The sequence below is a fragment of the Burkholderia sp. Bp8986 genome (genome assembly GCF_003854225.1).
Taxonomy (GTDB): domain Bacteria; phylum Pseudomonadota; class Gammaproteobacteria; order Burkholderiales; family Burkholderiaceae; genus Burkholderia.
In genome coordinates this window covers 1-698 of sequence record NZ_QTQM01000187.1, presented here as the reverse complement: position 1 = coordinate 698, position 698 = coordinate 1, and the positions used below count along the sequence as shown (strand labels likewise).

2 pseudogenes are annotated in these 698 nt (G+C 57.2%); one reads left to right on the top strand and one right to left on the bottom strand.

Annotated elements, in window-relative coordinates:
- Positions 1–346, bottom strand: a pseudogene (locus DID99_RS36810) (transposase); the annotation flags it as partial.
- 58 nt (positions 347–404) lie between these two features.
- Here DID99_RS36810 and DID99_RS36805 point away from each other — a divergent pair.
- Positions 405–602 (top strand): annotated as a pseudogene (locus DID99_RS36805) (transposase); the annotation flags it as partial.
- Positions 603–698: the final 96 nt, after the last annotated feature.

The window sequence follows — 698 nt, the reverse complement described above, 5'->3', positions numbered from 1 at the left end:
GCCGTGAGCGGGCCACCGCATAACGGCGTTGGGAAACGGCTGTTGCGTCCGCATTCATCGAGTGCACCAACGCCACGTGTCGCTGCATTCGCTGGGGAGCCGCGTGCGATGTAGTTCGTGGGTAAGGTAGGTGCACTGCGGATTTCGGAGTTTTTTTACCGCCTTCATTGAGGCGCTGTGCGACGAGAAACCCGTAGGCGGCGATGCATAGCGATGCATGATGATGAAATCCGCGCCACCCACGCCCCTCGAAGTGTCCAAGGCCGAACTCCTGCTTGAGGTCCTGGTAGTCACGCTCAATGCGCCAACGCATTTTGGCAACGTGAACGAGATGTTCGACTGTAGTGGTCTAATGAATCCGGACTCTGATTTAGGCGAGAATGTTCGCCATGAAGAGGTGTCTGATGAGCAAGCAACGACGTACGTTTTCCCCGGAGTTCAAACAGCAAGTCGCCTGTCTGGTGCTCGACCAGGGCTATAGCCATATGGAAGCAAGCCGCTCGGTCGGCGTCGGCGAGACGGTGCTGCGCCGCTGGGTGCAGCAACTTCAGATGGAACGCCAGGGCGTCACGCCGCAGGGCAAGGTAATCACGCCGGATCAACTGACCCTGCCCCGATTCCACGTACAGCAAGAAGTTTGATAACTTTTTGACTGTATGGAGAAGAACATGGCAGAGAACGTGGTACCGAGACGGCAG